13 protein-coding genes are annotated in these 13746 nt (G+C 63.8%); 2 read left to right on the forward strand and 11 right to left on the reverse strand.

Going from position 1 to position 13746, the window contains the following annotated elements; translation table 11 throughout:
• Positions 1-15 precede the first annotated feature (15 nt).
• The 6 genes from HAV22_RS18985 to queA form a co-directional block, all read right to left on the reverse strand.
• On the reverse strand, positions 16-1290 hold the full coding sequence (locus tag HAV22_RS18985) for an alpha/beta fold hydrolase (protein ID WP_166861210.1): 1275 nt from the start codon (positions 1288-1290) through the stop codon (positions 16-18).
• Positions 1291-1949: 659 nt separating this feature from the next.
• Positions 1950-2972, reverse strand: coding sequence for a protein translocase subunit SecF (gene secF / locus HAV22_RS18990; protein WP_166861212.1), 1023 nt, complete (start codon positions 2970-2972; stop codon positions 1950-1952).
• A gap of 12 nt (positions 2973-2984) precedes the next feature.
• Positions 2985-4874 carry a protein translocase subunit SecD gene (gene secD, locus HAV22_RS18995; RefSeq protein WP_166861213.1) on the reverse strand — a complete coding sequence of 630 codons (1890 nt, stop codon included), beginning with the start codon at positions 4872-4874 and terminating at the stop codon, positions 2985-2987.
• 54 nt (positions 4875-4928) lie between these two features.
• On the reverse strand, positions 4929-5261 hold the full coding sequence (yajC, locus tag HAV22_RS19000; RefSeq protein ID WP_166861215.1) for a preprotein translocase subunit YajC: 333 nt from the start codon (positions 5259-5261) through the stop codon (positions 4929-4931).
• A 228-nt stretch (positions 5262-5489) separates the two neighbouring features.
• Positions 5490-6629 (reverse strand): tRNA guanosine(34) transglycosylase Tgt, encoded by a 1140-nt coding sequence (gene tgt, locus HAV22_RS19005; RefSeq protein WP_166861216.1) that lies wholly within the window; start codon positions 6627-6629, stop codon positions 5490-5492.
• 4 nt (positions 6630-6633) lie between these two features.
• Positions 6634-7677: a tRNA preQ1(34) S-adenosylmethionine ribosyltransferase-isomerase QueA gene (queA, locus tag HAV22_RS19010; RefSeq protein WP_166861217.1), complete on the reverse strand. Its 1044-nt coding sequence runs from the start codon at positions 7675-7677 to the stop codon at positions 6634-6636.
• 154 nt (positions 7678-7831) lie between these two features.
• On the opposite strand from queA, the gene recG reads away from it, so the two are divergent.
• Complete coding sequence (gene recG, locus HAV22_RS19015) at positions 7832-9916, forward strand: ATP-dependent DNA helicase RecG (protein WP_166861219.1); 2085 nt, start codon at positions 7832-7834, stop codon at positions 9914-9916.
• Positions 9917-10044: 128 nt separating this feature from the next.
• Here the strand turns inward: recG and HAV22_RS19020 are convergent, their stop codons facing one another.
• The 3 genes from HAV22_RS19020 to HAV22_RS19030 form a co-directional block, all read right to left on the reverse strand.
• Positions 10045-10317 (reverse strand): hypothetical protein, encoded by a 273-nt coding sequence (locus tag HAV22_RS19020; protein ID WP_166860911.1) that lies wholly within the window; start codon positions 10315-10317, stop codon positions 10045-10047.
• Positions 10318-10370: 53 nt separating this feature from the next.
• A complete protein-coding gene (locus tag HAV22_RS19025) occupies positions 10371-10703 on the reverse strand; it encodes a hypothetical protein (RefSeq protein WP_166861220.1) in 333 nt (110 codons plus the stop codon).
• A gap of 122 nt (positions 10704-10825) precedes the next feature.
• Positions 10826-11506: a DJ-1/PfpI family protein gene (locus tag HAV22_RS19030; RefSeq protein ID WP_166861222.1), complete on the reverse strand. Its 681-nt coding sequence runs from the start codon at positions 11504-11506 to the stop codon at positions 10826-10828.
• An 85-nt stretch (positions 11507-11591) separates the two neighbouring features.
• On the opposite strand from HAV22_RS19030, the gene HAV22_RS19035 reads away from it, so the two are divergent.
• The gene (locus HAV22_RS19035) at positions 11592-12587 is read left to right on the forward strand and encodes a GlxA family transcriptional regulator (protein WP_166861223.1); all 996 of its coding nucleotides are present in this window, start codon (positions 11592-11594) and stop codon (positions 12585-12587) included.
• A 42-nt stretch (positions 12588-12629) separates the two neighbouring features.
• Here the strand turns inward: HAV22_RS19035 and HAV22_RS19040 are convergent, their stop codons facing one another.
• On the reverse strand, positions 12630-12935 hold the full coding sequence (locus HAV22_RS19040) for a hypothetical protein (protein ID WP_166861225.1): 306 nt from the start codon (positions 12933-12935) through the stop codon (positions 12630-12632).
• Positions 12936-13065: 130 nt separating this feature from the next.
• Complete coding sequence (locus HAV22_RS19045) at positions 13066-13557, reverse strand: hypothetical protein (protein ID WP_166861227.1); 492 nt, start codon at positions 13555-13557, stop codon at positions 13066-13068.
• Between the last annotated feature and the right edge of the window lie 189 nt (positions 13558-13746).

A 13746-nucleotide genomic window follows, 5' to 3' on the forward strand; every position in this document is an offset into this window, starting at 1 on the left:
GGCGTACTTAGTCTCTCATTTCAATCTACTGCTCCAGGTAGCACTGCTCGCTGCTTCCACTGCTTGGATCAAGGCGACCATGCCATTCTCGTTAACGCTGTGATCGTGGTTGCCGAGCCAATGATCCATGCCCTCTATCGCGACAACCGATACGCGAGCCGGCTGCTTTGCATACGCAATGAGTTTTTCCTGCGTGCCAACGTTAATCATGATGTCGTCCTGCCCGAACACAAATGTGATGCTTCCCCGGTAATCTTTTAGCCTATCCAGTATGCTAACTTTATCGCTTAGCAACTCCGAGATATAAACAGCTTTCACAGCCGAAACATTTATAAGGGCACCGTCACTAAGGTTCACAAGCTGCTTGGTATCGGGAGGCGCGTTTATTAACTCTTTCACATCGTGCTGGTAGCGTTCCTCGAGCTTTCCCCTGATGTCGACGAGGTCTTGAACGCTAAATGAGTCAGTCTTCCATTTCAACAGGTCCATTGCCGAATAGTGACGGGTTTTCGCGTCAGGAAGCTTATCGATATCGGCGTTGGTAATGACCCCATTATGTTGACTTGCGATATCCTGTAACCATTCGATTTGGCGATCAACAAGCTGCCAGTGGAACAAATCACGCGGTGAACTCGCGAAACCTCCGATCAGAACCAGGGCGAGTGGATCAATTTTCCCCGCTTGTATTAGCTTGGCTGCGGGCACAATTCCTTCCGAATGAGTAACGATAATAACGTCGTGCGAGCGCCACCGTGCTCGAGCCATATCGATTATTGCCATTAGGTCTTCCGCTCGCGTCTCGCCAGTAGTAGTTCCTGCGGCATTCAAATCGAGACAATCAACATTGAAAGCATATTCGGTCAGCATCAGGGCGCGCCCGACTTGTTTTTCGCATCTCAATACGCTTCCCAAGCCGCGGTTGTCGAATCTGATTACTCTGTAGCCACGCGCAGCTAAACGCATCGCCACATCCCTATACCAGAATTTTCCTCTGCGGGCCTCGGGGAAAGGTTGGACATAAAGTTCACCATCCGCCGACGAATAAGTACCGCCCACAAGAATGATTGTGGGCCGCGCCGCACTCGCCGGCGATGCAGGTTGGGCTATGCTGCCCTTGATCTCGATTTTTGGTGTGGATGAAGGTATCGAAAAGAACTCTTCAATGACCTCGGCGTGTGCATATGGCGCAAACATTGAAAGAAAAGCGGCAGCAAAAATTAAAGCGGTCCAACCCCGGTGTCCGCGCATGTAATCCCGGCATTTGTTGGCTATCAAATTATGTCGTGCCATTGATCATTTGATGACGAATGAACCAAAAAAATGAAATATGCAGACATACGAATTTCAGTCAGCGACTTAACCCTTCTTGTGGACCCAAATCGCTCTTTTTCGTATTTTCCCGTAAAAAAGCACTTCCGAAGCTGTAGAAATAACGCTAATGGGCCGGAAGTACTTATGCTTCCGACCCATGATAGCTCGATGTTCGCCTTCGATAAAGCGCTTCATGCGGCAGCCGTATTGATGAGATACTGGATCAACGTTCACAGACCCGGTTCCGTTTTCCCGAAACCTAAGTTTTTACACAGCCTGGGCCGGTTGCGGAAGTCTAAGGAGGCGCGGCATCGGTAAGCGTCCTTGAAGTATCCGCCAGCCAGATGGGCAGTATGGTTTTCGACTTTATCGCATGTTCGGCTGTTCGTCTCGCTAGGACTCAGCAATACCTCGGACGGCACGGACATAAAAAAACCCGCTCCTTGCGGGAGCGGGTGAAGTCCAAAACTAGGGATGTCCTGAAAGAGACGAGTCCATAGTACGGCAGCCTTGAGCGGGCCTCTGTGCGCTGCTTCACACAAAGAAAAATCTTTTATATCAAGGCGATCATGTATTGAGCAGCACCATAAAAAAAGCCGCCGCGGCCAGGCCGGGCGGCTTTGTCGGAACGGACCGGATTACACGACGGCGCCGTCCGTTTCATCCTTCGGCTTGACCGGCTTGATCAGGTCTTCGCGCTTGACGCCCAGCCACATGGCGATGGCGGCCGCGACGAACACGGACGAGTAAATGCCGAACAGGATACCGATGGTCAGCGCGACGGCGAAGTAGTGCAGCGTCTGGCCGCCAAAGAACAGCATCGACAGGACCATCATCTCGGTACAGCCGTGGGTGATGATCGTACGCGAGATCGTGCTCGTGATCGCGTGGTCGATGACCTGGGTCACGGACAGCTTGCGCTCCTTGCGGAACGTCTCGCGGATCCGGTCGAAGATCACGACCGATTCGTTGACGGAGTAGCCCAGCACCGCGAGCACGGCGGCCAGCACGGTCAGCGAGAATTCCCACTGGAAGAAGGCGAAGAAGCCCAGGATGATGACGACGTCGTGCAGGTTGGCGACGATCGCGGCGACGGCGAACTTCCATTCGAAGCGCACGGCCAGGTAGACCATCACGCCGATCACGACCATGATCAGCGCGTTCAAGCCGTTCTGCGCCAGCTCGTCGCCGACCTGCGGGCCGACGAATTCGACGCGCTGCAGGCTCACGACTTCCGCCCCGGCCGCGTTGACGCAGCTGGTGCGGGTGACGTTCTCGCCCTTGTCGGTGGTCTGCTGGACCTGCTTCGGCGCACCGGATTCGGCCGCGCACAGCGCGTTGAACACGGTGGCCGACGTGCCCGAACCGGAGACGTCCTTGCGGACCGGCAGGCGCAGCATGATGTCCTGCGCGGTGCCGAACGGCACCACTTCCGGCTGCTCATAGCCCAGCTTTTCCAGGCTGCGGCGGATCTTCTCCTGGTCGGCCGCGTGCGGGTAGCGCAGCTCCATCACGGTACCGCCCGTGAACTCGACCGAGAAATGCAGGCCCTTGGTCACCAGGAAGAACACTGCGGCGACGAAGGTCAGCGCCGAGATCACGTTGAAGATCAACGCGTGGCGCATGAACGGGATGTCCCGTTTAATCTTGAAAAATTCCATGTTCTACCCCGATTAACCTTTCTTGACGGCCGTGCCGGCCCCTGCGGCATTCGCGTTCCACACGGTGCCGATGGCAATCTTGCCCAGTTTCTTCTTGCGGCCGTACCACAGGTTCACGACACCGCGCGACAGGAACACGGCCGAGAACATCGAGGTCAGGATGCCCAGGCAGTGAACGACGGCGAAGCCGCGCACGGCGCCCGAACCGAACACGAGCAATGCCAGGCCGACGATCAGGGTCGTCACGTTCGAGTCGAGAATCGTCGCCCATGCATGGCTGAAGCCGGCCGAGATCGCGGCCTGCGGCGTGTTACCCGCGCGCAGTTCCTCGCGGATGCGTTCGTTGATCAGCACGTTGGCGTCGATCGCCATACCGAGCGCCAGCGCGATTGCCGCGATACCCGGCAGGGTCAGCGTCGCGCCCAGCATCGACAGCAGGGCCAGCAGGAACAGCAGGTTGCAGGCCAGCGCGATGACGCTGAAGAAGCCGAACAGCTGGTAGTAGATGATCATGAAGATCGCGATCGCCACGAAGCCCCACAACGTGGAATGCAGGCCCTTGGCGATGTTCTCGGCACCCAGCTGCGGGCCGACGACGCGTTCCTCGACGAATTCCATCGGTGCCGACAGCGCGCCGGCGCGCAGCAGCAGCGCCAGCTCGGCGGCGGCTTGCGGGCTGGCCATGCCGGTCGTCTGGAAGTTCGAACCGAATTCACTCTGGATGGTCGCGACCTGGAGCACGCTGTACTTGCCTTTTTCCTTCAGCAGCGTGGCCATGCGCTTGCCGACGCGCTCGCGGGTCATGGCGCGCATCTTGCGGCCGCCCTCGCTGTTCAACTCGATGCTCACGGCCGGACGCTGGTTCTGGTCGAAGCTGGCGACGGCGTTGATGACCGAGTCGCCGGTCGCGACGACGTCCTTTGACACGACGACCGGTGCACCCGGGCCTTCGGTGAACAGTTCCGAATTCAGCGGGATCGCGGCGGACAGCTCGGTGCCCGGGGTGACGGTATCGTCGGTCACGCGGAATTCCAGCGTCGCGGTACGGCCGATGATGTCCTTCGCGTGGGCGACGTCCTGCACGCCCGGCAGCTGGACGACGATGCGGTCGCGGCCCTGTTGCTGGATCACGGGCTCGCTCACGCCCAGTTCATTGATACGCTTGCCCAGTGCCGCGATGTTCTGCTTGACGCCCTCTTCCACCACGCGCTGCAGCGCTGCCGGCTTCAGGGTGACGACCAGCTTCAGGTCGTTGCCGTCGGCGGCATCGGCGAATGCCAGGTCGGCGTTCTGGTTGGCCAGCACGTTGTGCGCCTGCGTACGCGTGGCCTCGTCGCGGAAATTGACCACGACGTCGTTGCCGACGCGGTCGATACCGGCGTGACGGATGTTCTTCTCGCGCAGCTCGCTGCGGACGCTGGAGAGGACGCTCTTGATGCGGGTGTCCTGCACGGCCTTGGCATCCACCTGCAGCAGGAAGTGCACCCCGCCGCGCAGGTCGAGGCCGAGATTCAACGGCTTGGCGTGCAGCGCCTGCATCCACGCGGGCGTGTTCTTGACCAGGTTGACGGTGACGATGTAGTCCGGGTCCGTCGGGTCGCGGTTCAGGTCGCGCTCGAGCGCCGCCTTCGCCTTGAACTGGGCGTCCGGCGTCGCGAAGCGCGCACGCACGGACGCGCTGTCGCCCGCACCCTCCAGACTCACGACGTCGGCGGGGATGCCTTCGCGCTTGAGCGCATCGGCGACCTTGCCGACCGTGTCGCTGTTGACCTTGACCGTCGCCTTGGACGTCGTCACCTGCAACGCCGGCGAATCGCCGAAATAGTTCGGCGCCGTGTACAGCAGGCCGACCAGTACTGCGACAAGGATCAGTATGTATTTCCAGAGGGGGTAACGATTCATGATGCTCCAGCGTTCAGGATCGGGCGGAGCGCGGCGCGGGCCGCGCGGCCGGCGTTACAGGGACTTCAGCGTGCCCTTCGGCAGCAGCGCGGTCACGGCGTTCTTCTGCACGACCACTTCGGTACCGGCAGCCACTTCGATGTTGACATAGGTGTCGGTGACTTTGGTCACGCGGCCCAGCATGCCGCCGACCGTGATCACTTCATCGCCCTTGGCCAGCGCATCCATCATCGATTTCAGCTCTTTCTGGCGCTTCTGCTGCGGGCGGATCATGAGGAAGTACATGACCACGAACATCAGGACCAGCGGGGCGAACGTGGTGAGGTTGCCCATCAGACCCGGATCGGCGGCACCGGCGGTTTGCGCGTACGCGTTGGAAATGAACACAAGGACTCCGATTGTATAAGTGAAAAAACAAGCGCTGTATTCTAGCACCGGCAAAGTGTCAACAGCCAGATTCCCGCCATGTGGGAACGGCAATGCCCGAATGCAAGAGTTATCGGAAATTTAATTCGCGGGATGATTGACGTAGGGTGGGCACCCCCGTGCCCACGCGTAACGTATGCGTCATGCCGACGTCCGCGTGGGCACAAGGGTGCCCACCCTACAGGACGATCACACGCCGCGGGAACGGTCCGCGTTGAACTGGACGCGGAACTCATTGAACCGATCCGCATCGATGGCATCGCGGATCTCCTGCATGAGGTTCAGGTAGTAATGCAGGTTGTGGATGGTATTCAGCCGCGCCCCGAGGATTTCCTTGGACCGGTGCAGGTGGTGCAGATAAGCCCGCGAGAAATTCTTGCAGCAATAGCACGAGCACGACTCGTCCAGCGGCGACTGGTCGTCCTTGTAGCGGGCGTTCTTGATCTTGAGGTCGCCGAAGCGGGTGAACAGCCAGCCGTTGCGCGCGTTCCGGGTCGGCATCACGCAGTCGAACATGTCGACGCCGTTCGCGACGCCTTCCACGAGGTCTTCCGGCGTGCCGACGCCCATCAGGTAGTGCGGCTTGTTCTCCGGCAGGCGGGGGCCGACGTGCTGCAGCACGCGCATCATGTCTTCCTTCGGCTCGCCCACCGACAGGCCGCCGATGGCCAGGCCCGGGAAGTCAATCTCTTCGAGGCCCGCGAGCGATTCGTCGCGCAGGCGCTCGTACATGCCGCCCTGGACGATGCCGAACAGCGCGTTCGGGTTCTCGCCCTTATTAAATTCGTTCATCGACCGTTGGGCCCAGCGCAGCGACATGCGCATCGACTTCGCGGCTTCCTCGGCCGTCGCGGGGCGGCCGTCGATCTCGTACGGCGTGCACTCGTCGAACTGCATGACGATGTCGGAGTTCAGCGAGCGCTGGATCTGCATCGAGATTTCCGGCGACAGGAACAGGCGCGAGCCGTCGATCGGCGACGCGAACTTCACGCCCTCTTCCGTGATCTTGCGCATCGCACCCAGCGAGAACACCTGGAAGCCGCCGGAGTCCGTGAGGATCGGCTTGTCCCAGCCCATGAAGCCGTGCAGGCCGCCGAACTTGTCCATCACGTCCGTGCCCGGGCGCAGCCACAGGTGGAACGTGTTGCCGAGGATGATCTGCGAACCGACTTCCTTCAGCTCGTTCGGCGCCATCGCCTTGACGGAGCCATAGGTCCCGACGGGCATGAAGATGGGCGTCTCGATGGTGCCGTGGTTCAGGGTCAAGCGGCCGCGCCGCGCGTGCGACAGGCCGCTCGTGTCTTTCTTGAGGAGGGTGAATTCGAGCATGGGTTCAATTCTTGGTTGCGCGTGATGCCGTCGTGAGCAGCATCGCGTCGCCGTAGCTGAAGAAGCGGTATTCGCTGGCGATCGCGTGTGCGTACGCCTTGCGAATCTCGTCATAGCCGGCGAAGGCCGAAACGAGCATCATCAGCGTCGACTTGGGCAGGTGGAAGTTCGTGATCAGGCGAGTGACCGTCTTGAAGGCGTAACCCGGCGTGATGAACAGATTCGTGTCGCCGCTGCCGGCCACGAGTTCGCCCGACTGCGATGCCGATTCCAGCGCGCGCAGCGACGTCGTGCCGACGGCGACCACGTCGCGTCCGGCCTGCTGCGCGGCGCGCACGGCGTCGACGGTCTCTTGCGGGATCGTGTACCACTCGCTGTGCATCTTGTGCTCGGCGAGGTTTTCCACGCGCACGGGCTGGAACGTGCCGGCGCCCACGTGCAGCGTGACGCACGCGATGCGCACACCCTTCGCCGCGACCCTGGCGAGCAGCGCCTCATCGAAATGCAGGCCGGCCGTCGGCGCGGCGACGGCGCCCGGTTCTTTCGAATAGACGGTCTGGTAACGCTGCTCGTCGAAGTCGTCGGCATCGTGCTCGATGTACGGCGGCAGCGGCAGGCGGCCGTGGGCCTCGATCAGCTCGAACACGTCGCCGTCGAAGTGCAAGGTGAAGAATTCGCCGGCGCGTTCGCCGACGCCCACGTCGAATGCGTCCGCCAGGCGGATGCGCGAGCCGGCCTTCGGCGACTTCGAGGCGCGCACCTGCGCGAGCACCGTGCGCGGGTCGAGCACGCGCTCGACGAGCACCTCGACCTGGCCTCCCGTATCCTTCTGGCCGAAGAAGCGCGCCTTCAGCACCCGCGTGTTGTTCATCACGAGCGTGTCGCCGGCGGCGAGCTGGTCGACGATGTCGGAGAAATGACGGTCGGTGATGCGGTCGCCGTCCAGCTGCAGCAGGCGCGACGCGCTGCGGTCGGGCAGCGGCACCTGGGCGATGCGCTCGGGCGGCAGGTCGAAGTCGAAGTCGGAGAGGGAGTACGTTTTGCTCATCTTGGCTGGGAAAAACTGGTGCCGGCGCCTTACAATACGGGCTACAGCGTGCGGCGAACCCATTATTTTACACCCGGATTTCAGCCGGCGGGCGCAGGCCATCACCGTTATGCGCAAATACTGATAAGCCGACAACACGCCCCAACGAACCGTCATGCCAGCCATGAATGCCAAACCGGCGGCCAACGCCGCCGCCAAGCCAGCACCGAAAAGCATCGAGAGCAAGCTCGCCAAGCTGGGCCTGCGCACGGACATGGACCTCGTGCTGCACCTGCCCATGCGCTACGAGGACGAGACGCAGATCGTGCCCATCCGCGAAGCCTGCCTGCGCGGCGGCCACGTGTCGCAGGTCGAAGGCGTCGTCACGAAGAACGAGATCGCTTATAAACCGCGGCGCCAGCTGCTGGTGACCATCGCCGACGAGACCTCCGACATCCAGCTGCGCTTCATGAATTTCTACGGCAGCCAGGTCAAGCAACTGGCCGAGGGCACGCGCCTGCGTGCGCGCAGCGAGGTGCGGCACGGCTTCTTCGGCGCGGAGATGGTCCATCCGGTCTACAAGATCGTCAACGAGGGCGCCCCGCTCCCCGACTCGCTCACGCCCGTGTATCCGTCCGGCGAGGGCTTGTCGCAGACGGTGCTGCGGCGCGCGATCGCGGACGCGATGAAGCGCGTGGACTGGACCGACACCGTGCCGCGCGCCGTGCGCGAGAAGCTGAACCTGGCCGAGTTCCAGCCGGCCGTGCGCCTGCTGCACTACCCGCCGCCGGACGTCGACGAGCACGCGCTGACGGAACGCAGCCACCCCGCGTGGACGCGCGTGAAGTTCGACGAACTGCTCGCGCAGCAGTTGTCGCTGAAACGCGCGCAGCAGGCACGCCGCGAAAAAGGGGCGCCGGTGCTGGGTGCCGTCGGCGCATTGTCGGACGCGTTTTTAAAGACGCTGCCGTTCAAGCTGACCAACGCCCAGCAGCGCGTCGTCGAAGAAATCCGCCGCGACCTGCGCGAGGACTATCCGATGCAGCGCCTGCTGCAGGGCGACGTCGGCAGCGGCAAGACGGTCGTCGCCGCGCTCGCCGCCGCGCAGGCCATCGACAGCGGCTACCAGGCCGCGCTGATGGCGCCGACGGAGATCCTGGCCGAGCAGCACTTCCGCAAGATCGCCGCGTGGATGGAACCGCTGGGCGTGAAGGTCGCGTGGCTGACGGGCAGCCTGAAGAAAAAGGACAAGACGGCGGCCAGCGACATGGCGGAATCGGGCGAAGCGCAGCTCGTGATCGGCACGCATGCCCTCATCCAGGACAGCGTGCAGTTCGCGAAGCTGGGACTCGTGCTCGTCGACGAACAGCACCGCTTCGGCGTGGGCCAGCGCCTCACCTTGCGCAACAAGGGGTCCGACGGCCTCGTGCCGCACCAGTTGATGATGTCGGCGACGCCGATCCCGCGCACGCTGGCGATGACGTATTACGCCGACCTGGAAGTATCCATCATCGACGAGCTGCCGCCGGGCCGTACGCCCATCGTCACGCGCGCCATCGACCAGAACCGGCGCGACGAAGTCATCGCACGCGTGCACGCGGCCGCGCAGGAGGGCCGGCAGGTGTACTGGGTCTGCCCGCTGATCGAGGAATCGGAAGCGCTGCAGCTGCAGACGGCCACCGAGACGTACGAGACGCTCGCCGCCGCCCTGCCCGACCTCGTCGTGGGCCTCGTGCACGGGCGCATGAAACCGGCGGAGAAGCAGGTGATCATGGACGCGTTTTCCGCGGGCGACGTGCACGTGCTCGTGGCGACGACGGTGATCGAGGTGGGCGTGGACGTGCCGAACGCGTCGCTGATGGTGATCGAGCACGCGGAGCGCTTCGGCCTGTCGCAGCTACACCAGCTGCGCGGCCGCGTGGGCCGCGGCTCGGCTGCGAGCGTGTGCCTGCTGCTGTATCAAAGCCCACTGGGCCCAGTCGCCAAGCAGCGCCTGATGACGATGCGCGAGACGACGGACGGCTTCGAGATCGCGCGGCGCGACCTGGAGATCCGCGGCCCCGGCGAATTCCTCGGCGCGCGCCAGTCCGGCCAGGCCATGCTGCGCTTCGCGAACCTGGAGACGGACCAGTGGATCGTCGAGCAGGCGCGCGACGTGGCGGCGTGGTTGCTGGAGTCGGACCGGCCCGAGGCCGAGGCCATTGTCGATGCGCACCTGCAGCGCTGGCTGGGCGGGCGGGAGGAGTTCTTGAAGGTTTAACGGTCGTGACGGCCGTTAACACTGTGCCGACGTCCGCGTGGGCACGGGGTGCCCACCCTACGTCAAACCCGGTCCACACAAAGGAAATGGCCCGCGAACGGGCCATTGTCATGACGCTTTGACGCGTATTACTTGGTCGGTGCCGGTGCCGTCGCGTCGGCCGCGGCATCCTTCTTCGCACCCTTCTGCCCCGTCGTGGCGACGGCCTTCTTGTGGCGCTTGACGACGCCCACGTGCTTCTTGCCTTCCTTCGTGTCCTGCTTGTCGTGCGCGGCTTCCGCCTTCGCGACGGCCGGCGGCGTGGCCGAATCAGGTGCGGTCGTCGGCGCCGGCGCCGGGGTCTGGGCGAATGCGGCGGTGGCGAACAGGCCGGCGATCAGGGTGGCGATGGTACGTTTCATGACGTTGGCTCCTGCGTGATGCGGTGAACGGGTCGGTCAGTATGCGCCGATACTTATTTTGCCGGCGCCGGGGTCACGGCAGCGACGGTCGTGTCCTTGGCGGCTTCGGTCTTGGCCGCAGCGGTCTTGGCGGCATGCTTGGCCTTGGCCTTCGTGTGCTTGGCAGCGACCTTGGCGCTCTTCACGTCGGCTTTCGCTTCCGCCTTGGCGTCAGCCTTGGCTTCCTTGGCCTCGACCTTGGCTTCCTTCACTTCCGCCTTGGCAGCTTGTTTTTCCTGCTTGGCTTCGACCTTGGCCGCGGCCGGGGTGGCGGCAGGCGCGGGCGCCTGGGCGAAGGCAGCGGTTGCGAACAGGCCGGCGATCAGGGTAGCGATGGTCTTTTTCATGATGAAGGGTCCTCGTAGTTTTGGGGTTGCGTGACCACGTTTGCGTGTCACTTGTACCTGAAACGGCCCATCCCGCCCGCCTGTTGACGCGATTTACAAATGCTAACAAGGCTGACAAACGCTTACAGCTCAGCCGTATTCGCCAACGTCGCCTCGACCTGCGCCAGCCGCGGCGCCACCATCGCGCGGTAGCGTGCCACCAGCTCGGGCCCCGCGCCGTCGGGCGATCCCGCGTTGAAAGGCGGCCGCGGATCGTATTCGAGCGCCAGCTGGATCGTGCGCGCGACGTCTTCGCCCGCCAGCTCGGCCGCCAGCGCGAGGCCGAAGTCGATGCCCGCCGTCACGCCGCCGCCGGAGATGCGATTGCGGTCGCGCACGATGCGCTCGGCCACCGGCACGGCGCCGAAGCGTGTCAGCAACGGCAGCCATATCCAGTGGCACGCGGACCGGTAGCCGTCGAGCAGGCCGGCGGCGCCCAGCACGAGCGAGCCGTTGCAGACGGACGTGACGTAGCGCGCCTGCCCGCCCTGGCGGCGCAGGAAGGCCAGCGTATCGGCGTCGCCGAACAGCTTCTCGATGCCGAAGCCGCCCGGCACGCACAGCACGTCCAGCGGCGGGCAGTCGGCGAACGTCGTCGTCGGATTGATCGTGAAGCCGACGTCCGTCGGCACCGGGTCGCGTGTCTTCCACACGAGGTGCACCTGCGCGCCGGGGACGCGGCTCAGGATCTGGGCGGGACCGGTGAGGTCGAGCTGGGTCACGTGGGGAAACAGCAGGAATCCGATGTGCAAGGCAGTGGTCATGGCAGGCTCCGTCGATGAAAGGTGACGCCATTCTAGGAAGTGGCTAGCATTGGCAGCAATGTCAATCTTTTGTCGAATCCTGCCAATGCCATCCAGACTCCGCCAGGTCGCCCTGCTCGCCTTCGACGGCGTGCAGGTGCTCGACGTCACCGGGCCGGCCGCCGTCTTCGGCGCCGCCAACGACGCCGCCGTCCACCTCACCGGCAGCCCGTTCTACCGCCTCCACATCCTGTCGCCACAGGGCGGCCACGTGACGAGCAACTGCGGCCTCGCACTCGTGACGGCGCCACTGGCAGGGCTCAAGCCGGGCGCGCTGGACACGGTGCTCGTCGCCGGCGGGAGCAAGCGCGGCCTGCAGGCACTGGCACAGGATGTGGCCGCGCAGGCATGGCTGCGGCGCGCGTGCGCGCGGGCGCGCCGCTACGGATCCGTGTGCACGGGCGCGTTCGCGCTGGCGGCGTGCGGCCTGCTGGACGGCAAGCGCGTCGCCACGCATTGGGAAGCGACCGATATCCTCGGGCGCACCTATCCGGGCGTCGAGGTCGACGCCAATGCGCTGTACGTCGAGGATGGCCGCACGTGGACGTCGGCCGGCGTCACCACCGGCATCGACATGTGCCTGGCGCTCGTCGCGCGCGACCTGGGCGACGCGGTGGCCAACGCGATCGCGCGGCGCCTCGTGCTGTACGCGCGGCGGCCGGGCTATCAATCGCAGTTCAGCACCGTGCTGGCGGCGCAGGAAAAAGCGGACGCGCCGTTCGCCGGCCTCGTCGACTGGATCCGCGCACATCTCGACGACGCACTGGACGTGGCCAGCCTGGCGGCGCGCGCGGGGATGTCGCCGCGCACGTTCCACCGCCGCTTCACGGACGCAATGGGCGAGACGCCGGCGCGCTTCGTCGAGACGCTGCGCCTCGACCATGCGCGCGGCCTGCTGCAGACGACGCTGGCGCTGAAGTCGGTCGCCGCGCAGACGGGCTACCCGACGCCGGCCCAGTTGTCGAAAGCGTTCGCGCGCCGTTTCGGCGTGAGCCCGGGCCTGTTCCGCGCGATGCATCGCGATGGGCCGGCGACGCCGTAAAAAAAGCCCGCATCGCGCGGGCTTTCGGAGGGGACTGCGGGATTACTTGGCAACCGGTGCCGTCGTGTCGGCGGCGACGGTCGTGTCCTTCGCGGCTTCTTTCTTCACGGCGTGGTGCTTGGCCTTGTGCTTGCGGTGCATCGCGTGCTTGGCGCTGGCTTTGGCTTCCTTCGCGTCGGCCTTGGCAGCCTGTGCGTCGGCTTTCGCGGCCTTCACGTCGGCGTTGGCTTCGGTCTTCGCGACGGAGGGCGTCGCGGTCGTCGTCGTCGTGGCGGCAGGTGCCGGGGTCTGGGCGAAAGCTGCGGTGGCGAACAGGCCGGCGATCAGGGTGGCGATGGTCTTTTTCATGATGATGAGTCCTCAGAGGTTGTTTGGGGCTGGTGCACGTCGTTGCGTGTCACTTGATCCTGAAAACGCGGGCGGCTGCGGGCTTGTTGACGGGCTTTACAAACGCTTACAACCGGCCGCGTGGGCTTCATTACTGGGTGACCGGAGCGGCAGGTGCCGGCGCCGGAGCGGCTTCCGGTGCAGGGGTCGCTGCCGGTGCGGGCGCCGGCGTGGCGTCGGCAGCAGGCGCCGGGGTCGGCGTCGCTTCAGGTGCCGGTGCCGGCTTCTCGGTCGGTGCCGGCGTGGCCGAGGAGGTGTCGCTGGTGTTATTCATGGTGTCGGTCCTCGCCGCATGCTTGGCCTTGTGCTTCGCGTGCTTGGCGCTGGCCTTCGCTGCCTTGGCATCGGTCTTGGCGGCCGTCGCATCGGCTTGCGCCGCCTTCATGTCGGCGGATGCCGTTTTCGTGTCGGCAGGCATTGCCTTGGTCGTGGTCGTGGTCTTCGATGCCTTCACGTCGGCATTGTTGACCAGCACGGCTTGCTTCGAGGCAGGCGCTGCGGGCTTCGTGGCCGGGGCGGGCGTCTGGGCGAAAGCTGCGGTGGCGAACAGGCCGGCGATCAGGGTAGCGATGGTTTTTTTCATGATGAAGGGTCCTCGAAGTTGATCGGTCATGGTGCACATCGTTCGTGTGTCACTTATGCCTTCAACGGCTGCGTCCGTCGGTCTGTTGACGCACTTTACAAACGGTTACGTCGCTGACGGATGCTTACAGGAACTGCAACTGCCTTGGCGATCCGGCACGATAGATACCAAAGAAAAAGCCCGCATCGT

The organism is Telluria antibiotica (assembly GCF_011682055.1).
In the GTDB taxonomy this organism is placed as follows: domain Bacteria; phylum Pseudomonadota; class Gammaproteobacteria; order Burkholderiales; family Burkholderiaceae_D; genus Telluria; species Telluria antibiotica.

Coding starts and splice junctions, on each gene's coding strand:
- HAV22_RS18985 (WP_166861210.1), bottom strand. CDS start 1,290: ATGGCACGACATAATTTGATAGCCAACAAATGCCGGGATTACATGCGC.
- secF (WP_166861212.1), bottom strand. CDS start 2,972: ATGGAATTTTTCAAGATTAAACGGGACATCCCGTTCATGCGCCACGCG.
- secD (WP_166861213.1), bottom strand. CDS start 4,874: ATGAATCGTTACCCCCTCTGGAAATACATACTGATCCTTGTCGCAGTA.
- tgt (WP_166861216.1), bottom strand. CDS start 6,629: ATGCTCGAATTCACCCTCCTCAAGAAAGACACGAGCGGCCTGTCGCAC.
- queA (WP_166861217.1), bottom strand. CDS start 7,677: ATGAGCAAAACGTACTCCCTCTCCGACTTCGACTTCGACCTGCCGCCC.
- recG (WP_166861219.1), top strand. CDS start 7,832: ATGCCAGCCATGAATGCCAAACCGGCGGCCAACGCCGCCGCCAAGCCA.
- HAV22_RS19020 (WP_166860911.1), bottom strand. CDS start 10,317: ATGAAACGTACCATCGCCACCCTGATCGCCGGCCTGTTCGCCACCGCC.
- HAV22_RS19025 (WP_166861220.1), bottom strand. CDS start 10,703: ATGAAAAAGACCATCGCTACCCTGATCGCCGGCCTGTTCGCAACCGCT.
- HAV22_RS19030 (WP_166861222.1), bottom strand. CDS start 11,506: ATGACCACTGCCTTGCACATCGGATTCCTGCTGTTTCCCCACGTGACC.
- HAV22_RS19035 (WP_166861223.1), top strand. CDS start 11,592: ATGCCATCCAGACTCCGCCAGGTCGCCCTGCTCGCCTTCGACGGCGTG.
- HAV22_RS19040 (WP_166861225.1), bottom strand. CDS start 12,935: ATGAAAAAGACCATCGCCACCCTGATCGCCGGCCTGTTCGCCACCGCA.
- HAV22_RS19045 (WP_166861227.1), bottom strand. CDS start 13,557: ATGAAAAAAACCATCGCTACCCTGATCGCCGGCCTGTTCGCCACCGCA.